Annotated in this window: 12 protein-coding genes; 4 read left to right on the plus strand and 8 right to left on the minus strand. The window is 63.0% G+C overall.

Translation table 11 applies throughout. The annotated features are described in order from the left end of the window. Window positions 1-6: 6 nt before the first annotated feature. Entirely contained in the window at window positions 7-1,194 is a 1,188-nt protein-coding gene (locus HU770_RS08395; RefSeq protein WP_202883864.1) for an MFS transporter, read from the minus strand. 165 nt (window positions 1,195-1,359) lie between these two features. Between HU770_RS08395 and HU770_RS08400 the strand changes: the two genes are divergently transcribed. Further along, entirely contained in the window at window positions 1,360-2,250 is an 891-nt protein-coding gene (locus HU770_RS08400; protein ID WP_033701996.1) for a LysR family transcriptional regulator, read from the plus strand. Between the two features lie 96 nt (window positions 2,251-2,346). Next, a complete protein-coding gene (locus tag HU770_RS08405; protein ID WP_186663477.1) occupies window positions 2,347-3,120 on the plus strand; it encodes a ParA family protein in 774 nt (257 codons plus the stop codon). Window positions 3,121-3,274: 154 nt separating this feature from the next. On the opposite strand, the gene trxC is transcribed toward HU770_RS08405, so the two are convergent. From trxC to betI, 7 genes are all read right to left on the minus strand, one after another. Further along, window positions 3,275-3,709, minus strand: a complete 435-nt coding sequence (gene trxC, locus HU770_RS08410) for a thioredoxin TrxC (RefSeq protein ID WP_033701991.1) — start codon at window positions 3,707-3,709, stop codon at window positions 3,275-3,277. A gap of 45 nt (window positions 3,710-3,754) precedes the next feature. Then, a complete protein-coding gene (gene selO, locus HU770_RS08415; protein ID WP_186663478.1) occupies window positions 3,755-5,215 on the minus strand; it encodes a protein adenylyltransferase SelO in 1,461 nt (486 codons plus the stop codon). A gap of 45 nt (window positions 5,216-5,260) precedes the next feature. After that, the gene (gene mscK, locus HU770_RS08420; protein WP_186652901.1) at window positions 5,261-8,578 is read right to left on the minus strand and encodes a mechanosensitive channel MscK; all 3,318 of its coding nucleotides are present in this window, start codon (window positions 8,576-8,578) and stop codon (window positions 5,261-5,263) included. A gap of 37 nt (window positions 8,579-8,615) precedes the next feature. After that, window positions 8,616-10,358 (minus strand): potassium/proton antiporter, encoded by a 1,743-nt coding sequence (locus tag HU770_RS08425; protein ID WP_033701986.1) that lies wholly within the window; start codon window positions 10,356-10,358, stop codon window positions 8,616-8,618. A 177-nt stretch (window positions 10,359-10,535) separates the two neighbouring features. After that, the gene (betA, locus tag HU770_RS08430; protein ID WP_033701985.1) at window positions 10,536-12,233 is read right to left on the minus strand and encodes a choline dehydrogenase; all 1,698 of its coding nucleotides are present in this window, start codon (window positions 12,231-12,233) and stop codon (window positions 10,536-10,538) included. A 76-nt stretch (window positions 12,234-12,309) separates the two neighbouring features. Beyond that, the gene (gene betB, locus HU770_RS08435; protein WP_033701984.1) at window positions 12,310-13,782 is read right to left on the minus strand and encodes a betaine-aldehyde dehydrogenase; all 1,473 of its coding nucleotides are present in this window, start codon (window positions 13,780-13,782) and stop codon (window positions 12,310-12,312) included. Window positions 13,783-13,820: 38 nt separating this feature from the next. Then, window positions 13,821-14,477, minus strand: a complete 657-nt coding sequence (gene betI, locus HU770_RS08440; RefSeq protein ID WP_033701981.1) for a transcriptional regulator BetI — start codon at window positions 14,475-14,477, stop codon at window positions 13,821-13,823. A gap of 478 nt (window positions 14,478-14,955) precedes the next feature. Here betI and HU770_RS08445 point away from each other — a divergent pair, with 478 nt between their 5' ends. Continuing rightward, window positions 14,956-16,902 carry a BCCT family transporter gene (locus tag HU770_RS08445; RefSeq protein ID WP_258714931.1) on the plus strand — a complete coding sequence of 649 codons (1,947 nt, stop codon included), beginning with the start codon at window positions 14,956-14,958 and terminating at the stop codon, window positions 16,900-16,902. Window positions 16,903-17,024: 122 nt separating this feature from the next. Further along, on the plus strand, window positions 17,025-21,698 hold the full coding sequence (locus HU770_RS08450) for a DUF6543 domain-containing protein (protein ID WP_186663480.1): 4,674 nt from the start codon (window positions 17,025-17,027) through the stop codon (window positions 21,696-21,698). Window positions 21,699-21,703: the final 5 nt, after the last annotated feature.

Consider the following 21,703-nt stretch of genomic DNA (forward strand, 5'->3'; position numbering starts at 1 on the left):
CCTTGTTCAAGGTGTCTTAGGCGCCAGCTTGCTCAGGTGCCATGCCACCAGCAACGCTATCGTCAGCAAGCCACCGATGAACAACCCGATCCCGTTCCAGCCCCACTGGTGCCAGAACACCCCGCCCGCCGTCCCCGCCACACTCGACCCCGCGTAATAGCTGAACAGGTACAGCGACGATGCCTGCCCCTTGGCCTTCAATGCCCGTCGCCCGATCCAGCTGCTGGCCACCGAGTGCGCGCCGAAGAAGCCGAAGGTGAACACCAGCATGCCGAGGATCACCATCAGCAGCGGGCTGGCCAATGTCATCAACAAGCCGCTGGCCATCACCACGATACTGACCCAGAACACCTTGCGCCGCCCCAGCTTGTCGGCCAGCGCGCCCACCTGCGCAGAACTGTAGATACCCGACAGGTACACCACCGACAGCAGGCCGACCAACGCCTGGTTCATGTGGTAAGGCCCTGCCAGCAAGCGGTAGCCGATGTAGTTGAACAGCGTGACGAAGGCCCCCATCAGCAGAAACGCCTCAAGGAACAGCCAAGGCAGCCCGGCGTCCTTGAAGTGCATGACGAAGCCATTCAGCAGGCTACGCGGGTTCGCGGCCTGCGGGCGGAAGTTGCGCGATTCGGGCAATACCTTCCAGAACACCAGCGCCGCGACCAAGGCCAGGCCACCGATGGTCAGCATCGCCGTGTGCCAGCTGACGAAGTCGATCAGCACCCCGGTGATCAGCCGCCCGCTCATGCCGCCGATGGCGTTGCCACCAATGTACAAGCCCATGGCCAGGCCGATGTGCTGCGGGTGGATCTCTTCGCTCAGGTAAGTCATCGCCACTGCCGCCAGGCCGCTCAGCGAAAGGCCGACCAGTGCTCGCGTCGCCAGTACGGCTTCCCAGGTCGGCATCACCGCACTGGCCAGGGTCGACAGGGCCGCACAGACCAGCGCAAAGACCATCACCGGCTTGCGGCCGATGCGGTCAGAGATCGGCCCGGTGATCAACAGGCCGAACGCCAGCATTGCGGTCGAAACCGACAACACCAGGCTGCTCTGGGCCGCGTTGATGGAAAACTCCTGCGACAACAGCGGCATCATCGGCTGCACGCAGTAAAGCAGGGCGAAGGTGGCGAAGCCGCCGCTGAACAGGGCCAGTACAGTCTTCATGAAGGCGGGGGTGCCTTTTTCGATCCACATGTCGTTCAGGGGGGCAGGTTCTGGGTCGGCGGGTAGGGGGGCTACAGCAGTTTTCACGGGCGGGTACCTCTGGCGCAATGAAAAAAGCATATAGCTGGCTAATGATTACATCCAATATATTGTTCGACCTATTTAAGACGTTCTACGACTTGTTTGGAGCCGATTATGGAACTGCGCCATCTGCGTTACTTCATCGCCGTGGCCGAAGAGCTGCACTTTGGCCGTGCGGCCCAGCAGCTGGGCATTTCGCAGCCGCCCTTGAGCCAGCAGATCCAGGCGCTGGAGCAGGAACTGGGGGCTCGCCTGTTCGAGCGTACCAACCGTCGGGTCGAACTGAGTGAAGCGGGGCGGTTGTTTCTGGAAGAAGCCCGCCAAGTGCTGGCGCAAGTCGAAAAGGCGGCCGACGTGGCCCGGCGTGCGCAATTGGGTGAGCTGGGCGAGATGAAGATCGGCTTTACCTCGTCGGCACCGTTCACGTCGAAGATCCCCAAGGCCATCCATGCTTTTCGCCAGCGTTTTCCGGCGGTGCACCTGAACCTCAAGGAAATGAGCAGCCGCGATGTTGCCGAAGCGGTTTTCGACGAGTCGATCGAAGTGGGGCTGATGCGGCCCATGCCATTGCCGGAAGGGCTGGTGGCGACCGAGCTGTTTCGCGAACCGTTGGTGGCGGTGATCAATGCCTCGCATCCATTGGCCGTGGGTACCGAGCAGGGGGTGCACATGGCCTCCCTGGCACCGGAGCCGTTCGTGTTCTTCCCGCGCAGCTATGGCAGCGGGCTGCATGCGCAATTGCTCAGCCTGGCGCGCCACGCGGGGTTCAGCCCGCATTTTGCCCAGGAGGCGGGCGAAGCGATGACCATCATCGGGTTGGTGTCGGCGGGCTTGGGGGTGTCGGTACTACCGGCGTCGTTCCAGCGCATGCGCATCGAGGGTGTGGTGTATCGCACGCTGCTGGACGAAGGCGCGACGACGGCAGTGTGGCTGGTGCAGCGTGAGCGCGGGGGCTCGGCGATGGCCAAGGCCTTCGCCGAGCTGTTGACCGGGCAAGTGTGGTGAGGTGAATGGCTGGCCATCTTCGCCCGACAATTGCCACTGGCCTTAGCTGCCGAGGCGCCACATACTCGGGCATTCGTTGATACACGGAGGTCTCTCATGCGTCGCGTGGTGTTCAATCAGAAAGGTGGCGTGGGCAAGTCGAGCATCGCTTGTAACCTGGCGGCGGTCAGCGCCAGCGAAGGTTACCGGACCTTGTTGATCGACCTGGATGCCCAGGCAAACTCGACTCAGTACCTCACCGGCCTGACGGGTGAAGATATCCCCATGGGGATCGCCGACTTCTTCAAGCAAAGCCTGTCCAGCGGGCCCTTCAGCAAGAAGAACAAAGTCGATATCTACGAAACACCGTTCGACAACCTGCATGTGGTCACGGCGACTGCCGAGCTGGCCGACCTGCAGCCCAAGCTCGAAGCCAAGCACAAGATCAACAAGCTGCGTAAGTTGCTCGACGAGCTGGATGAGGATTACGAACGGATCTACATCGATACGCCGCCTGCGCTCAATTTCTATGCGGTATCTGCGTTGATCGCGGCGGATCGTGTGCTGATACCCTTCGACTGTGACAGCTTCTCGCGCCAGGCGCTCTACGGCCTGCTGGCCGAAATCGAAGAGCTCAAGGACGACCACAACGAAGACCTGATGGTCGAAGGCATCGTGGTCAACCAGTTCCAGTCCCGCGCCAGCCTGCCGCAGCAGATGCTCGACGAGCTGCTGGCCGAGGGTTTGCCGGTGCTACCGGTGTACCTGAGCAGCTCGGTGAAGATGCGCGAGTCGCACCACGCCAGCTTGCCGTTGATTCACCTGGAGCCACGGCACAAGCTGACGCAGCAGTTTGTGGAGTTGCATTCGCTGCTTGAGGAAAATAGTTGAGATAGGTCTGGGGATCGTGTCAGGGCTGATAGGTGCATGCCTTGGGGGTTGCAGCATCCATGAAATCGAGCGCCGCCCGCGCGGCGCATCGCGAGCGGGCGGCGCTCGATTTCATGGGCGCCAAAGATGCCATGGCATGCACCTGAAACCAGCGCTAAACCCCCTGGCTGCGTAGCCACTCCAGCAACGACTGCAGCGGAAACGCCCCAGCCTGGCGACTGACTTCTCGACCGTTCTTGAACAGGATCAGGCTAGGGATCGAGCGGATGCCCAATTGCCCTGCCAGGTTGCGGTTGGCTTCGCTGTCCAGCTTGGCCAAGCGGCAGCGCCCGCTCAACTGGCGGGCCGCCTGTTCGAAGGTGGGGGCGAACGATTTGCACGGGCCGCACCAGTCGGCCCAGACGTCCACCAGCAGCGGCAGGTCGCCTTTGACCTGGCTGGCGTAGCTGGCTTCGGTCAGTTCGAAGGGCTGGCTCAGCAGCACCTCCTGTTTGCAGCGGCCGCATTTTGGGGCGTCGCTCAGGCGTGTGGCGGGCAGGCGGTTGAGGCCGTTGCAGTGGGGGCAGGGGATCAGCAGTGGGTCGGTCATTTGGGTTTCCTTTGAAATTTTGGGGACCGTGCGCCGGCCCCCGGATCACGAAGAACAGCTGATCTCCAGGTGCTTGCCCCACTCAGGCGGCCGCTGGGCATAGGCCTGCATCCCGGCCTGCTCGTCGAACGGCCGGCTCAGTACCTGATGCAGCCGCCGCACCTCACTGTAGTCACCCGTTTCGGCCGCTTCGATGGCCTTCTGCGCCAGGTAATTGCGCAGCACGTACAGCGGGTTCACCGCATGCATGCGCTCACGGCGCCCTTGTTCATTGGCTGCCTCGCGCTGACAACGGGCCAGGTAATCCACGCTCCAGGCATCAAAACCCGCCAGGTCGATGAAATCGTCACGCACCACCTGCAGTGCCTCGGCCACTGGCTGGTCGCCCAGCTTGCGGAAGAACAGGGTGTAATCCACGCCCCCCTTTTGCATGCACTGCAGCAGGCGCTCGATCAACGCCAGGTCTTCGTCTTCGGCGCTGGTCAGCCCCAGGCGGCGGCGCATGAGGTCCAGGTAATGCGCCTGGTACAGCGGCAGGAACAGCCCCAGCGCTTCCTTCAGCGGTTCCACCTCGATCACCGTGGTCAGGGCCTGGGCCAGCGCACTGAGGTTCCAGTGGGCAATCGGCACCTGGTTGCTGTAGCTGTAACGGCCGCGATCATCGGAATGGTTACAGATGAAGTTGGCGTCGAAGTCGTCGAGGAAGGCATAGGGGCCGAAATCGAAGGTGATGCCCAGGATCGACATGTTGTCGGTGTTCATCACCCCGTGGCAGAACCCATAGGCTTGCCAGCGAGCGATCAGCTCGGCGTTGCGCTCGACGATGGTGCGGAACATGGCCAGGTAGGGCTGTTCGGCCTCGCGGCATTCGGGGTAGTGCTGTTCCAGCACATGGTCGATCAGCACGCGCTGCTGTTCCGGCTGCTTGGTGTAGTAGAAGTATTCGAAATGGCCGAAGCGCACGTGGCTCTGCGCCAGGCGGGTGAGCATGGCGGCGCTCTCTTGGGTTTCGCGCCAGACCGGGGTGCTGGAGCCGATCACGCACAGCGCCCGGCTGGTCGGGATGCCCAAGGCATACAGGGCTTCGGAGGCAAGAAACTCGCGGATCGACGAGCGAAGCACGGCACGGCCGTCGCCCATCCGCGAATACGGCGTCTGGCCGGCGCCCTTGAGGTGCAGGTCCCAGTGTTCGCCCGCCTCGTTGAGCACCTCGGCCAGCAGCAGGCCGCGGCCATCGCCCAGGCGCGGGTTGTAGGAGCCGAACTGGTGGCCGGAGTAGACCATCGCGCGTGGGTCGGCCTCTTCCCAGAGTTTCTGGCCGCTGAACACTTCGGCGAACAAGGGCGAATCGGCCTGGGCTGGGTCCAGGTCGAGCAGGGCCATGGCCGACGCGCTTGCCACCACCAGGCGTGGGTCTGCGATGGGCTCGGGCAGGACCTGGGTAGAGAACGCATCGCCCAGGCGGGCGAAGCGGTTGTCGAAGGTGAGTTGGTCGAGGGCTTTCACGGGCTGCTCCTGGGGTTCAGCACAGAATAAAGCATTCGAGCCCACTCAGGCCTGCGCAGTGCCATCCGATTTCGGCTGTTCCACGGGCACCAGCTGCTGCTTGCCGCCCTTCGTGTCCATCAGGAACACCTCGACCTGGCGCACCGAGATCTTGATGTTGTGCGCCTTGAACTCGCGGTTGATGTAGCGGTTGATCTCGTCCAGGGTCGGGTTGCGGTCCCCCAGGTCACGCACGTGCATGCGCAGTTCGTGGTCCAGCGAGCTTTCGCCGAAGTTCAGGAAGTACACGATCGGCTCCGGGTCCTTGAGCACCCTTGGGTTTTCGTGGGCGCCCTTGAGCAGCAGGTCGCGCACCAGGTCCAGGTCGGAGCCGTAGTCGATGCCCAGTTTCAGCGTCACCCGGGTAACCGTGTCGGTCAGCGACCAGTTGATCAACTGGCCGGTGATGAAGGTCTTGTTGGGGACGATGATGTCCTTGCGGTCGAAGTCGGTGATGGTGGTGGCGCGGATGCGGATCTTGCTCACCGTGCCGGACAGGTTGCCGATGGTGATGGTGTCGCCGATGCGCACCGGGCGCTCGAACAGGATCATGATGCCGGAGATGAAGTTGGCGAAGATCTCCTGCATGCCGAAGCCCAGGCCGACCGACAGCGCCGCCACCAGCCATTGCAGCTTGTCCCAGCTGACCCCCAGGGTCGACAGGGTGCTGACGATGCCGATACCGACGATGGTGTACGACAGCAGCGTGGTGGTGGCGTAGGCACTGCCCTGGGCCAGGTTCAGGCGCGACAGCACCAGCACCTCCAGCAAACCTGGCAAGTTACCGGCCAGGGCGAAGGTGATGCCGACGATCACCAGCGCGCCAAGCAGGTCGCCGAGGCTGATCGGCACCATGCTGGCGGCCGCGCCGGTGCCGCTGGTGTATTCGTACAAGGTGAAGTTGTTGAGGTAGGCGAACACCGAGATCAGGTCCGACCATACCCAGTACAGGCCGGCGATGAAGCCGCCGAGCAAGGCCAGGCGGATAAGGCGCAGCGACTGCTGGTTGACCTGTTCGATGTCCAGCGTCGGCTCTTCGGTGATGACTTCGCCATCCAGCCCTTCCTTGGCCGCTGCACGTTTGCTCAGGGCGCGCTGGTAGGCCAGGCGCCGCGCGGCCACAGACAGGCCACGGACAAAGGCGGCCTCGATCACCAGCCAGAACATCAGCAGGTAGAGGGTGTAGATCAGCCGGTCGGTGAGCTTGAGGGCGGTGTAGTAGTAACCGAAGCACACCGCTACGAACAAGGCGATGGGCAGGGCCGTGAACGCCACCCCGACCGCCCGGCGGAACAGCGAGGTGTCGCGATGCGCCGGGCTGCTCAGCAGCAGGCGGCTGAGCAGCCAGGCCATCAGCGCGTAGCAGGTCAGCACTACGCCGATGCCGAGCACGTCATCAGCCAGCGCCGAAGGTTGATGTTCGGCCACCGCCACCACGCCGACCAGTGCCAGCACCACGGTGCCAAGCCTGCGCACCCAGCCGCGCAGGAACTCGACCTGGGGCTTGTGCCAGCGGAAGTGGATTTCCGCCACGCCGCCAGGCGCCAGGATGCGGTAGGCGGTGTAGAACACCAGCCAGGCCTGGGCCAGTTGCCAGAGCGCGGCGCCCAGGTTGGCATTCTGCCCGCGGGCGTCGATCTGCAAGGCATAGCTGCACAGCGCCAGGCCCAGGCTCACCGGCATCGCCAGGAGGATATTGATCAGGATCGCCTGGGGCGTGTGCCACTGGCTGTCCCGGCGGAAGTGGCCGATGTCCTGGTGCACCTTGCCGAGCCGTTGATACAGGTACTTGCGCCGCCACAGCAGGCCGCCGATCACCAGCAGCAGCGGCAGGAACAGCAACGGCCGCTGGCTCAGGCCGTCGGCCAGTTCCTTGATGCCCGAGCCCCAGGGCAGGCTGGCGACCTGGTCGGCGAACCGCTCAGGGACGTAGCGCAGCCAGTCCCAGTCCAGCGGCTTGTTGCTGGGGATCCAGAACATCTGCTCGTCGAGGGTGGTGCGCAGGCCTTGGGCGGTGCCCAGCAGTTGCTTCTGGTTGAGCTGCAGGGTGATCGATTCGTTGAGCAGGGCCGAGAGTTCGCGGTTGAGGCGCTCCAGCAGGTCGCTGCGGGTGATCGCCACTTCCAGCAGCGCTTTGCGCAGTGGCGGGGTGACGTCTTCCGGCGGTTGGTTGGCCAGCAGCTTGTCGACATAGGTGACCGGGCTGCTCATCTGCTCGCGCTGCTGGTTGATCTCGAACTGGTACAGGCGGGTGTCGGCGATCTGGTCGGCCAGGTCGCGGTCGACCTTCAGGTGCGGCAGGGTCTGCTTCTGCTTGTAGAGGATCTTGGACAGCAGCAGGCTGCCCTTGAGCACGTTGATCTGCTCGTCCAGCGCCTGGTCGGCCTGGGTCAGGCTGTCGAGCTGCTGCTTGGTGCGCAGGTTCTGCTGGGTCAGTTCGTTGAGGCGATCGGTGCTTTTGAGCAGGTAGTCGGAAAGCTTGAGGTTGATCGTGCTTTCGCTGGCCAGCAGGCTGCTGCCGCCGGCCTTCTGGGCTTCGATCGACTGCTGGGTGACGGCCTCCTGGGACTGGGCCAGGCGCTTGTCGTTGATCAGCGTTTGCAGGTCCTGGATTTCCTGCTCCAGGCGCGCCGCGCGCTCGATCAGCAGGTCGTGTCGGGCATTGCCAAGGTCTTGCAGCAGGCTGTTGCCGGCCAGCTCCTGACGGCGCAGCAGGGTCAACGCGTTGAGCGAGGCCAGCTCGGCGTTGAGCTGGTTGCGTTGGTCGGCGTTGAGCGCCTTGCCGTTGTCCTTGCCCGACTTGAGGTTGTTGTTGATCTGCTGGGTGCGGGCCTGGCTGTTGCTGATCTCGGCCTGGGCGCGCTCTGGGCGGGTCTGGGAATTGATGATCAGGCTGTTGGCTTCGGACAGCGCCTTTTGCAGCTCACCCTGCAGGGTGCTGCGCTCGCTGAGCAGTTGCTCCAACTGCGGCACCGTGAGGGTGGCGTAGCGCTGGGCGACCGGTTGCGGCTTGCTGTCCTTGAGCCTGGCCAGTTCTTTCTGGCTGTCGTTGGTTTCTTTCGGCGCGCCGGCCAACTGTTGCTTGAGCGCGGCCAGCTTCTTCTCGCTGTCTTCCTTGCTGGCAAGCAGGCTCAGGGTTTGCTCCAGCACCTGCTGCAGGGCCTTTTGATCGGCCTCGGGCAGCTTGCGCTCGGCAATCTTGTCGAGGCTGTGCTGGATGCTGGCAGTGGTCGGCGCTTCGGCCGCGGCGTTCGCGGTGGCCGCGAACGAGAAGGACAGGCACAACCCGAGTAGGGCTGTGCGAAGGTACACGCGCAGGGACATAGGCAGACTACATTGTGGATCGGGGCAGAATCGCAGTTTAGAGGAACAATCCTGGTCCGGGTCGCGTTCCTTCGGGGAATCTGACGCCCACTTTCTGCACATTGTTCCCGTCCATGGTCGCCACGGTCCAGATCGTGCCATGCCATTCGACCTGGTCGCCTACTACTGGAGCGCCTCCGACCTTCTGTCGGATGAACTGCGCCAGCGGCATTTTCGCGTCCAGGCCGTCGAGTTTCAGGCCATAAAGCGCCGCCACGGCGCCAAGTTCGGCATCGCCTTCAAGCACGAAGTCGCCGAAGAAGCGCAGGTCCAGGCCACGTTGCGGCGCCTGGCTGAACAGCTTGCCCAGCGCGGGCAAGTTATGTTCGTGGCCGATCACGCAAAGCATGTCGCCGACTTCCAGCACGGTACTGCCCGATGGGTGCAGCAGTTGCTCGCCACGGAACAGCGCGGCGATACGGGTGCCCTCAGGCATCTTCAGCTCGCGCAGGGCAGCGCCGATGCACCATTTTTCCGCCCCCAGGCGGTAGACGAACAGCTCCCACTCGCTGGTGATGTGCACTTCCAGGGCAGAGCGTGAGATGGGCGCAGGGTCTGGCGGTACGGTGACCTTCAGCAGCTTGGCCATCCACGGCAGGCTGGTGCCCTGCACCAGCAGTGACACCAGCACGATGAAGAACGCCAGGTTGAAGAACAGCTGTGCATCCGGCAGCCCGGCCATCAGCGGGAACACCGCCAGAATGATCGGTACCGCACCGCGCAGGCCGACCCAGGAAATGAAGCCCTTTTCGCGACCGTGGAAGGCCTTGAACGGCAGCAGTGCGGCAACCACCGACAGCGGCCGGGCGATCAGGATCATCCACAGGGCCAGGCCCAAGGCGGGCAAGGCGATGGGTAGCAGGTCGTGGGGTGTGACCAGCAGGCCCAGCACCAGGAACATGCCGATCTGCGCCAGCCAGGCCATGCCGTCGAGCATGTGCAGGATGCCATGGCGGCTGCGGATCGGCTTGTTGCCCAGCACCAGGCCGCACAGGTACACGGCAAGGAAGCCGCTACCATGCAGGGCGTTGGTCAGCGAGAACACCACCAGGCCGCCGGCCACGACCAGAATCGGGTACAAGCCGCCGGCCAGGTTGATGCGGTTGACCAATTGCAGCATCAGCCAGCCGCCGCCCAGGCCCAGCAGGCCGCCGATACCGAACTCGCGCAGCAGGTGGCCCAGCAGGCTCCAGTGCAGGCCGGTCTGGCCGCTGGCAATCATCTCGATCAGGGTAACGGTGAGGAACACCGCCATCGGGTCGTTGCTGCCCGACTCGATCTCCAGCGTGGCCGTGACCCGTTCGTTCAGCCCTTTGCCACCCAGCAGCGAGAACACTGCTGCGGCGTCGGTGGAGCCGACGATGGCGCCGATCAACAAGCCCTGGATCAGGCTCAGGTCGAACAGCCAGGCCGCGACCAGGCCGGTGAGGGCGGTGGTGATCATCACGCCGACGGTGGCCAGCGACAAGGCCGGCCACAACGCCACGCGGAAACTGGCCACACGCGTGCGCAAGCCGCCGTCGAGCAGGATCACCGCCAGGGCCAGGTTGCCCACCAGGTACGCGGTCGGGTAGTTGTTGAAGATGATGCCGCCACCGTCCACGCCTGCGACCATGCCGACGGCGAGGATGATGACCAGAATAGGGATACCCAGGCGTGACGACAATGAACTGACCAGGATACTTGCACCCACCAGCAAAGCGCCGATCAGAAACAGGCTGTTGATGGTGCTGGCATCCAAAGGCAGTACTCCGGGAAACGCGGGGAAGAAGACTCGATAGCGTTGATGACTAGCAGGTCGCGTGCCAATCGATTCTAACCTGATGAATTGGCAGCATGTAAAGCGTTTCTGCAGATGTAGAAAAGGCACCGCGGTGGGTGCCTTTTCTTGTACTGCCAGGGTGGGCCTCTTCGCGGGTCAGCCCTGCTTCACTTCACGCATCGGCTTGCCTTTGACCGGCGCACCGTTAGCCACGTAGTACTTGGCAGTGCTGCGCGCCAATGGCTTGCGGTTGCGGATCTTGTCCGAGATTTTCTCGGCGATCATGATCGTGGTGGCGTTGAGGTTGCCGGTGATGATGATCGGCATGATCGACGCATCGACCACACGCAGGCCCTGCATGCCGTGCACGCGGCCTTCGCCATCGACCACCGCCATGTCGTCGGTGCCCATCTTGCACGAGCAGGACGGGTGGAAGGCGGTTTCGGCGTGCTCGCGGATGAACGTGTCCAGCTCTTCGTCCGTCTGCACGTGTGCGCCCGGGCTGATCTCGCGACCACGGTATGGGTCCAGCGCCGGCTGGGCCATGATTTCGCGGGTCAGGCGGATGCCGTCACGGAACTCCTGCCAGTCCTGCTCGGTGGCCATGTAGTTGAACAGGATGCTCGGGTGCTGGCGTGGGTCTTTCGACTTGGCCTGGATGCGGCCACGGCTTGGCGAGCGCATCGAACCCATGTGCGCCTGGAAGCCATGTTCCTTGACGCCGTTGGAGCCGTTGTAATTGATCGCTACCGGCAGGAAGTGGTACTGGATGTTCGGCCATTTGAACTCAGGACGGGTACGGATGAAACCACCGGCCTCGAACTGGTTGCTGGCGCCGATGCCGGTGCCGTTGAACAGCCACTCGGCACCAATGGCCGGCTGGTTCCACCACAGCAGCGACGGGTACAGCGACACCGGCTGGGTGCAGGCGTACTGCAGGTACAACTCAAGGTGGTCCTGCAGGTTTTCGCCGACGCCCGGCAGGTCGTGCACCACCGGGATGTCGAGGCTTTCCAGCAGGGCGCGCGGGCCAACACCAGAGCGCTGCAGCAGTTGCGGCGAGGCGATGGCGCCGGAGCTGACGATGACTTCCTTGCGGGCGCGGGCTTCGACGCGCTCTTCGCTGTCGCCGACCAGGTAGGTCACGCCAACGGCGCGCTTGCCGTCGAACAGGATGCGGTCGCTCAGGGCGTGGGTGACGATGGTCAGGTTCGGGCGCTTCTTGGCCTGGTCCAGGTAGCCGCGGGCGGTGCTGGAACGGCGGCCGTTCTTGGTCACCGAACGGTCCATCGGGCCGAAGCCTTCCTGCTGGTAGCCGTTGAGGTCTTCGGTGCGCGGGTAACCGGCCTGCACGCCGGCCTCGACCATGGCGTGGAACAGCGGGTTGTTGCCAGCCTTGGGCGTGGCGACGCTGACCGGGCCTTCGCCGCCGTGGTAGTCGTTAGGGCCGATATCGCGGGTTTCTGCCTTGCGGAAGTACGGCAGGCAGTCCAGGTACGTCCAGTCCTCAAGGCCTGGCAGTTCAGCCCAGCCGTCGAAGTCCATGGCGTTACCGCGGATGTAGCACATGCCGTTGATCAGCGAGGAGCCACCCAGGCCCTTGCCGCGGCCACATTCCATGCGGCGGCCGTCCATGTGCGGCTCCGGGTCGGTCTCGTAGGCCCAGTTGTAGCGACGGCCCTGCAGCGGGAACGCCAGGGCGGCCGGCATCTGGGTGCGGAAGTCGAAGCGGTAGTCGGGGCCACCGGCTTCGAGCAGCAGCACGGTGACGCTGGCGTCTTCGGTCAGGCGCGTGGCCAGGGTGTTACCGGCCGAACCTGCGCCGACGATGATGTAATCGAATTCTTGGGACATGAAAGTACCCTCGTTTGGCGGTGATCAGGGAGCGGGGACGCCCGTGCACGGCGGCACGGGCGTGGCTAGACAGGGTTTAGAAAACCGAGTTGTAGCCGCCCAGCTCGACCTGGACCGACTTGATGCGAGTGTATTGAGCCAGCGAGCTGACGCCGTTTTCACGGCCAACGCCCGACTGCTTGTAGCCACCGACCGGCATTTCGGCCGGCGATTCACCCCAGGCGTTGATCCAGCAGATGCCGGCTTCGAGCTTGTGGATGATGCGGTGGGCACGGGTGATGTCGTTGGTGCACACGCCAGCGGCCAGGCCGTATTCGGTGTCGTTGGCGCGGCGGATGACTTCTTCTTCGGTCTCGTAGCTGAGGATGCTCATCACTGGGCCGAAGATTTCTTCCTTGACGATGGTCATGTCGTCGGTGCAGTCGGTGAACACGGTCGGGGCGACGAAGGCGCCCTTGGCGAAATCACCCTCGGTCAGACGCTCACCGCCACACAGCACGCGGGCACCTTGCTCTTTACCCTTGGCGATGTAGCCCAGCACGCTTTCCATGTGCTGGAAGCTGACCAGCGGGCCGAAGTTGGTGTTTTCGTCTTCCGGGTTGCCCACACGGATGCGGGCAACGCGCTCGGCGATCTTGGCTTCGAAGGCGGCTTTCATCGGGGCAGGGATGAACACGCGGGTGCCGTTGGTGCACACCTGACCGGAGCTGTAGAAGTTGGCCATCATGGCGATGTCGGCGGCCTTGTCCAGGTCGGCGTCGGCGCAGATGATCAGTGGCGACTTGCCGCCCAGTTCCATGGTGACTTCCTTGAGCGACGAGCTCGAGGCGCTGGCCATGACTTTCTTGCCGGTGGTGGTGCCGCCGGTGAAGGAAACTTTTTCGATGCGCGGGTGTTCGGTCAGCCAGGTGCCGACTTCGCGGCCGCTGCCGGTCAGGACGTTGAACACGCCGTCAGGCAGGCCCGCTGCGGTGTAGATCTCGGCCAGTTTCAGGGTGGTCAGCGAGGTGACTTCCGAAGGCTTGAAGATCATCGCGTTGCCGGCGGCCAGGGCTGGCGCGGACTTCCACAGGGCGATCTGGATCGGGTAGTTCCAGGCGCCGATACCCACGGTCACACCCAGCGGCTCGCGGCGGGTATAGACGAAGGAGCTTTCACGCAGTGGGATCTGCTCGCCTTCGATGGCCGGAACCAGGCCTGCGTAGTACTCCAGCACGTCGGCGCCGGTGACGATGTCGACGTAACGGGTTTCGGAGTACGACTTGCCGGTGTCCAGGGTTTCCAGCTGGGCCAGCTCATCGTTGCGCTCGCGCAGGATGTCGACGGCGCGGCGCAGGATGCGCGAGCGCTGCATGGCGGTCATCGCTGCCCAGACTTTCTGGCCGCGTTCGGCGCTTTCGACGGCTTTTTCGACGTCGGCCTGAGTGGCGCGCTGCACATGGGCGAGGACTTCGCCGGTAGCCGGGTTGATGGCTTCGAAGGTGGCATCGCTGCCAGCGTCGACATAACCGCCATCAATGTAGAGTTTTTGCGTTCCGAAACGGGCCATAGTGTCCTCGCAAGTGCAGTGTGTGGTTGGCTACTGCGTCACGCGCCTGCCTGTTTGGCAATCGCCGTGCGCGGTTGTTCAGAGGCCTGGTCGATTGTGCCCAGGGTCTGCTGTTTAGCCAGTTGTAGATCCATGTATTCGTAAGCGATTCGTATCGCCTGGTCGGTGTCGAAAGCATCTCCCGACAGGGCGCCTCGCAGCCACAGGCCGTCGATCAGGGCCGCCAGCCCGCGGGCTGCCTTGCGCGCATGGTAAAGCGGCAGGACGCGGCGGAACTGACAGCAGAGGTTGGAATACAAGCGGTGATCGTTGATCCGCTGCAACCTGTGCAAGTCGGGCTGGTGCATGCTGGAAGCCCAGAAGGCCAACCAGGTTTTCATTGCCGGGCCGTTCACCTGGCTGGCATCGAAGTTACCTTCGATGATCACTTTCAGGTGGGCACGCGGGCTGTCGTCCGTCAGTGCCTGGCGCCGCGCTGCAACGCCTTCGTTGAGCATGCTCATGATGTAACCCATCGTCGCTGCGATCAGGCCGTTCTTGTCCCGAAAGTAGTGACTGATGATGCCGTTCGACACCCCGGCCAACCGGGCAATCAGCGCAATGCTGGCGTCCCCCAGTCCGACCTGATCGACCGCCAACAAGGTGGCTTCGATCAACTGCTGGCGGCGGATGGGTTGCATACCGACCTTGGGCATCTTGCTATCTCCTCAGGCCTGCGAGCAGACGACGGGCGGCTGACTCGGCGAAGGCCAGTCTATTTTGTTTTGATTGAACGTTCAATCAATAAAGAATAAGCTCTGCGACAATTTGTGCCATTGACACCCTTTGAGGGCAGCCAGGCAGCACGAATCGACACCCCAGGAAAATCGTGTAACCCCCGGAATACAAGGCGTTGACGGGCATGAGCGATGCGAAATGCAGATTCTGCCGAGCGGTCAAAGGCCGCGCGCAGGGCCCTTGGAGCGGGCCTGAGTCTGTTTTTTTTGCAACGATTCGATTCGGGATCACGGTTTCCAGGGTGCTTTTATAACACCTGATGCAGTGGGGGTATTCCACCAATTGCTCGGGAAAACACTGATTAGCCTCCATAGCCGTACTGCCCGGAGCATTCGTGCAATGAGTTCTGCCTCCCTTACCAAACCCCCCGCCGAGAGGGTCCGGGTCAACAGCGTGGTGTTCTACACCTCGGCGCTGCTGATCCTTGCGTTGACTGCCTTGCTTATCGCTGTACCCGAAACCGCAGGCCAAGTGCTGGGCGTGGCCCAGAAATGGCTGACGCGCACCTTCGGCTGGTACTACATGCTGGTGATCTGCGGTTACCTGCTGTTCGTCGTCTACCTGGCGTTCTCCGACTACGGCAAGCTCAAGCTTGGCGGCAAGGATGACCAGCCCGACTTCAGCTACGGCGCCTGGGCCGGCATGCTGTTTTCGTCCGGTATCGGTATTTCGCTGCTGTACTTCGGCGCCTCCGAGCCCCTGGACCACTACTTCAACCCGCCAGAAGGCACCCCTGCCAGCCTTGAGGCCGCGCGCCAGGGCCTGCAGCTGACCTTCCTGCATTGGGGCCTGCACGGCTGGGCGATCTACGCCCTGGTCGGCCTGGCCGTGGGCTACTTCGCCTACCGCCACAACCAGCCGCTGGCACTGCGCTCGGCGCTGTACCCGCTGGTCGGCGAGCGTTGGGTCAAGGGCGCTGCCGGCAATGCCGTGGACATCTTCGGCATGTTCGTCACCTTGCTGGGCCTGGTGACCAACCTGGGTATCGGTTCGATGCAGGTCTCTTCGGGCCTGGAGTACCTGTTCGGCATGGAGCACAGCCAGACCAACCTGCTGATGGTGATCCTGGTGATGGCCGGCGTTGCCACCGTGGCGGCGGTATCGGGCGTGGAGAACGGCATCCGCCGTCTGTCCAACCTGAACATCATGCTGTTCAGCGGCCTGCTGATCTTCGTGCTGCTGGGTGGCGAGACCCTGCACCTGCTCAACGGCTTCGTGCAGAACGTCGGCGACTACCTCAACGGCATCGTGCTGAAAACCTTCGACCTGTACGTCTACGAAGGCGAGGCTGGTAAATCCGAGCGCTGGCTGGGCCTGTGGACCGTGTTCTACTGGGCCTGGTGGATTTCCTGGGGCCCGTTCGTCGGCATGTTCATTGCCCGTATCTCCAAGGGCCGCACTGTGCGCCAGCTGGTCAGCGGCGTGTTGCTGATCCCGTTGGGCTTCACCTTGGCCTGGCTGTCGATCTTCGGCAACACCGCGCTGGACCTGGTGATCAACCAGGGCGCCGTGGAGCTGGGCAAGACAGCCCTTGAACAGCCGTCGATGTCGATCTACCAACTGCTGGAATACTTCCCGGCGGCCAAGATCGTGATCGGCGTGGCGGTATTCGTCGGCTTCGTGCTGTTCCTCACCCCGGCCGACTCCGGTGCGGTGATGATGGCCAACCTGTCGTGCAAAGGCGGCAAGGTCGATGAAGACGCCCCGCACTGGATGGTGGTGTTCTGGTCGGTGATCATCACCCTGGTCACCATCGGCCTGCTGTTCGCCGGCAACTTCGAAGCCATGCAGACCATGGTGGTGCTGGCCGGCCTGCCGTTCTCGGTGGTGTTGGTGCTGTTCATGTTCGGCTTGTACAAGGCCATGAAGCAGGACGTCGCCGTCGAGCAGGAGCGCGCCCAATTGGCCGCCCGTGGCCGCCGCGGCTTCAGCGAGCGGCTGACCCAGCTGGACCTGCAGCCAACCCAGGCGGTGGTACAGCGCTTCATGGACAAGCAGGTCAGCCCGGCCTTGAAGGAAGCGGCCGAGCAGTTGCGCACCTTGGGCTTCGAAGTGGAGTCCCGGGTTGGCCAGTCTCGCAACACCATGGGCCTGCGGGTGATGATGGAAGAGGGCAACCCCTTCGTCTACGAAGTAAGCCTGGACGGCTACATGGCCGCGCCGAGCGAGGCCCCGGTCGAGGGTGAGCCGGAAGTGCGCCAGCGCTTCTACCGTGCCGAGGTCTACCTGCATGATGGCAGCCAGGAGTACGACCTGATGGGCTTTGCCCCGGAACAGATCGTGCGTGATGTGCTGGACCAGTTCGAAAGCCACCGCCAGTTGTTGGGGCGTGTGTACAGCTGATGCGGTTGCAACAGGCCCTGCCCGATAAGCAGGGCCTGTTGCCTTTGTGCATGTATTAAGTAGCACCGCTACCGCAGGCGTTCGCGCAAGGCTTCTGGTCCATCCACCAGGAGGCCCTGGACATGTCCAGTTCCGACACTTCGACATTCGATTTCAAACGCGCCGCTGCCCTGCAGTTCGGCGACCGTCCGACCCTGCGTCAGGTCGTCAGCGAGCAACTGCTCACGCTGTTGCTGAGTGAGCTGCCGTGGTTGGCAGCCGTCGAGCCTACCTTGCCGTCTGCCGACGCGCTGATGTTGGACAGCCCTGACCCTTCCACACCTTACTGGTCCACTGAGCCGCTGGTCGACAGGGTGCTGCAGGCCATGCTCCAGACCAACTCGGTCGACCTGGAGCCTGTCGATGGGCGCCACCATAATCTCGGCTTGGTCGATCCGTACCGGTTCGCCGGTTCCGACAGCGCGTTCGACACCCGGCAGCTCAGTGGCTTGACGGGCCCTATCAATGACCTGATCGAACAACTGCCGCAGCACTTTTGCCAGGCGCAGCTCGACTATTGGCGCAGCCAGGGCAGCAGCGGTGCAAGCCGTGATGAGTGGCTGCAGTTGCTGTTGAAAACAGCTCTGCTGCGCGGCCTGCCGTTGCAAGGCCTGGATGCGCAAGAGCAAGCCTGCGTCCGTGACCTGATACGGGGCGGTCGTGACCAACCGGCGGTGAGCTTCGTGCAAACCCGGCTGACGACGGGCTCCGGGCATTGGGATGAGACGCTGTGCCATCTGCTGATCACCGGCGAATGGGACGAACGGCAGGTCGTGTTGTGGTGCGCCCCTTCTGGCAATGTGCGAGGTTTTCCATCCTTGGCCGCGTTCGCCCTTGCCCTGCGTGACGAGCTTGCACAGCGCTACAGCTTCGATGGCCTGTCATGGCAACGCTACCCGGTCGAGGGCAATGTATTCGCTCAGCAAGTCGGGCTGCTGCTCGAGACGCTGTTCACTCAGGTCGACAGGGTGCGCTATGGGCAGTTGGCCGATGTCGCGGCACTTGAGCGGCTGTTTGCTCAGATGAGCGACCCCGCACAGTGGTTCGACCGTTACCCCGACGATACCCCGGCGGTCGAGCCTCCGCCTGGCTTGTCGCTGAGCGACGGTGATGACAGCCTGGCTTATCACGCGGGCTTGCTGCAGCTCGCGCTCGACCAGCTCGACGCTGAGAGTATCCCAGCCTTGGATGGCATCCAGGGCCTGGCCGACTACACCCGTCAGCGCCTGAGCGAGCAGATGCGCCTGGCCCACGGCGATCACACATCCCCGGACGATCTGATGTTGCAGTTCTTCGTGGCCCGTGGGGTACCGGGTGGCGCCGGAACGGGCACAGGGGGCGGCGAGCCGTTGGTACTCGAAGGCGAGAAGACCCTCACCGAATTCGCCATCGGCAACCTCGGTGCTCTCGGGGGGGCCTCGGTGCTGCGTATCCGGTGCGCCAACGGTGCAGACGTACCTGCCTGGCTGGATGCCGACGCAGCCAATCAGTTGGTGAGCCAGGTCGATATCGGTGGCAATTACCCGGCGTACGTTGCCCGTCAACTGGACGACCCGCTGCAGCGTGCACAGCGCGTCAGGCGATTTGGCCGGGAATGGCGCAGCGCCCTGCGGTTCAGCGCGCTGACCAGCAAGCTTGAAGGCAAGCTCACGGATGCCGGCTTGCAGTGTGTGGTTGATTTCTGCGCTGGCCATGTCGACCCGCAAACCCCGCGCATGGTCCTGATGCCGCTGGCATTCAGGCGCCAGCCTCACTCTGGGCAACATGACAACGTGCGTGGCATGTATTTGCTGTTCTGCGTCGAGCCGTCGCGGGTGCTGTTCTATCGCCCTTTGTACAGGCAGGACACGCTGCGCGAATACGCAAGCCTGGCGGCGTTGCTGGAGCACATCCAACAGTCCCCCTTGTTGCAAGTGAGCATTCTGGATTGGCTGGACCCCCAGGTTCGCTCTATCTATGACCATGGTGGGTTCCGCGAACCCCATGTCACGAGTCTGGGGCCGGACCCTTTCAGCCTGCCTGAGAAGCCTGAGCCACCCGTCATCGATCCGCAGCTGTGGGGCAGCGATATCGACGACAAACTCTACAACGCCAACCGCGACCTGCTCGTCGAGTTGGCTGACATGCAATCCACCTCCAATGCAGAGCGCCGTTGGCAAACCCTGTGCCAGGGCGCTTGGCTGCTGTTTGACCTGGCCACCCTGGCGCTGCGCGGCCCGGTGGCCAGCGTGGCGTGGCTGGTACAACTGCTGACGTCGCTGGAAAACGACCTGTTGGCCCTCGAGCAGGGGGGGGAATTCGACCGCTCCGCCGCCATCGCTGACTTGCTGCTGAACCTGGGGATGGTGTTGCTGCATGCGCGGCAACCCAGTCTGCAGCTTGGTGTGGCCGGGCAGCCCCCCGGCGCAGACCAGTTCGAAGGCCCTGCCGCGCAACGCGGGGCATTTGCCGAAGTGTCGGTGGCGCCTGCCACTGAAGCCGAAGCGGCGATTGGTGCGCTGGCAGCGCTGCCTGGGCGTCAGCTTGACTTGAGCTGGCGCGGCAACCACGGGTTCAACTGGCTGCCGCCTGCGCAGCGGCAGGCGCTGCGGGCCATGCGGGTGGACATAGCACTGGATGAGTCGAACTTGCAGGCAAGTGGCGATGCTGAAGGTTTGTATCGAGTCCAAGGGAGACTCTACGCGGCCATGGGGGGCGATGCTTACCCCGTTGAAGTGGGCCCGGACGGTGTGCGAGTGATCGACTCTAAAGGCGGGTATGGGCCATGGCTGGCCTGTACGCTGGGTGTTTGGCGAGTGGATACTGCGTTACGCCTGGTTGGCGGAATGAGGCGGGGCGACACGCGGGCGCAACTGGCCCGGCGCTTTGACAAGCTGAGGGAGTTTGCCGACAACCTCAATGGCAAGGTGAACAGTGCGACGGCGCAGTTTGGAACGGTTGGAACTGAAATCACGGCACTGCAACACAAACTCACCCAGCTCAAGACCTTGCGCGCAAGGGCACAGGCCAGGGTGGACGCCGCTGTCAGTGACGGTGAGCGGGAAGCGTCCCAAGCTCTCATCAGTCAGTACGCTGTGCGTATCGCTGAGTGGGAGGCACAAATCGTCAGTAAGCGCGAAGAGGCGGTCGGGTACCTCGAAGAGGCTGTTCAAAGTGACACAGCCATACAAAGTGTTCTTGAAACCCTGTTCGAACCCAAGTTCGCCAGCGCTCGGAGCGGGTGGGAAGAGGTCATTTCAGAGCAGCGGCGCACTGTTCTGATCAATCAGATCCGTAACAGCGATTTCATCCTCAATGAGTTGTGGAACCTGGCGGATTACCCAGGGCTGGATCGCATGCAAGCCAGGCTAGATGGGCAGCCGCTGCTGCAGGTGCTCGAACCCTATCGAGCATTGCGTCGTAGACTCGAATATGTAGTGGGCCTTCAAGACCGCATACTCGCCGTCTACGAGCGCCTGGACGAGCTGTTGCCGGGTGCGCCTGGCGATCTGGTAATCAGCAGCCCCATTGAAATGCACAGTCGCACCGTTGACTCACTCATTGCGCTGCGCAAATTCAGCACAGTGCAGTTCCGTTTCCATCAGGCGATGAACCTAGCGAATCTGGCGCTGCACCTGGACGTCACCAGCGGCCAGCGCAAAGTAGCCCGGTTCAGGGAGGAGCTTACCGGGGCTGCCTTGCGCAATGCGGCCGGCGCTCATGGCGAGCTCGATTTCGCCAACCTGCCGGTGGAAGACCGGGTTGTCATCCTTCAGGAAGCGTGGGACGAGTATGCCGAGGCGTTGGTCAACAGCGCACGCATTCGCAGTGATGGTGGGGCGCTGGTCGAAGTCTCGATGACCGACCGGTACCGCACCCAGCTGGAAAAACTGAAGCTCGATGCCGGTCGCCGCCTGGTCGAGGCCATCAAAGAACAGGAAGGCGCAAACGTGCCGCCGAAGCGGGCGGCCTACCTTGTTTCGAGCGAGCCGCAACGGGTAGTGCGAAACGCCGAGGGGCAAACACTCATCGGTACCGAGCGCGATGACGACGGGCAAAAAGTGCTTGAGGTGCGTGACCCTTTCAGCGGCGTCGTACTGGCCATTTTCGACTGGGAGCATGGCCAGTGGCGAGAGCGTGTGGCTGAGCAGGTTCCGCTCGAATCGCAGGCAGAGCCCGTTGATACAGCCATGCGCGTGCAGACCCTGCTGGACGAAAACGACGAGCTGAGCCTCAAGGCGCAAGCGTACATCGACAACGACCTCAAGGGCCCTCGGCTGGCGCGGTTGTTCGAACACCAGATAGACAAGCTCGGCCGCGCGGCGACATCGCTGGGTGAGGAGGGCGCAAACCCCGCCTTGATAAAAAGCCTGGAAGCGGCCTCGGACCGGCTTCGAGCGGAGAAGAACCTCAAGCTGACCACGCTTTACACCAATACACACTACCCCAGCGCTGAAGCATTGCGGTTCTTGCATGAGCAACGCTTGCTCAAGGTGGAATATGTCAGCCCCAGGCAAGTCATGAGCAATGGCAGCACCTTCGATGAGTACAAGATCATGCGTCTGGCGCAACCTGGAGCAACGTCGGGGCGGCCATTGTGGGTGGCGCATTTTCATATGCGCTCAGCTGATGCGCTTGCCCGGGACTTTACCCAGGGCCACCTGAAAACCTGGAGCCAGCGCCGTATGAGTGGACGCGAAGAAGCTGCCGCGAGCGTTCGTGTACACCGCGGCAAGCTGACCCTGGAGCAGGCGAGCGGCATCATCCCGTTCGACTGAGGGGC

This window comes from Pseudomonas sp. SWRI68, assembly GCF_014269165.1.
Lineage (GTDB): Bacteria > Pseudomonadota > Gammaproteobacteria > Pseudomonadales > Pseudomonadaceae > Aquipseudomonas > Aquipseudomonas capeferrum.